Origin of the sequence: Lysobacter sp. TAB13, assembly GCF_052113885.1 — a bacterium.
Classification (GTDB): domain Bacteria; phylum Pseudomonadota; class Gammaproteobacteria; order Xanthomonadales; family Xanthomonadaceae; genus Lysobacter; species Lysobacter gummosus.
In genome coordinates, this window is sequence record NZ_JBFRDR010000213.1 from 1 (window position 1) to 442 (window position 442).

Below are 442 nucleotides of genomic sequence, written 5' to 3' on the forward strand. Positions count from 1 at the left end.
TGATAGGTCCGCTCCGGAGCGAGGGCGACCAGCGGCGGCGGAGCATCGCCGGCGAGCAAACTGTAAGGGTCGTCTTCAATGATCCTGAGGTGTTTTGCCCGCGCGATCCGCACGATCTCATCGCGTCGCGCAGGCTGCATTGTTGCTGTGGTCGGATTCTGGATCGTCGGCGTTACGCAAAGCAGCTTTGCTCCGGATTCAGCAATGGCCCGTTCGAGGGCGTCCGGCAGAAGACCCTCTTCATCGGTCGCGACGGGGACAGGTCGCCGACCCGCCAGCCTCGCCGCTGCAAGCAGGCCGGGATAGGCGAGGGCCTCGACGAGAATGGCCTCGCCCGGTCTTGCGAGCTGGTTGACCAGTGCCACGAGTGCCGGCTGCGCGCCGGGGGCGACCAGCAGCCTCGCGGGTTCGATCCGCCCGAGAACCGGCTCAAGCCAGGCAC

Annotated in this window: 1 protein-coding gene; it reads right to left on the bottom strand. The window is 66.7% G+C overall.

What is annotated here, in order from left to right; genetic code table 11:
* The coding region (locus AB4Y92_RS25875) for an aminotransferase class I/II-fold pyridoxal phosphate-dependent enzyme (RefSeq protein WP_441822223.1) at window positions 1–442 on the bottom strand (442 nt) is incomplete at both ends.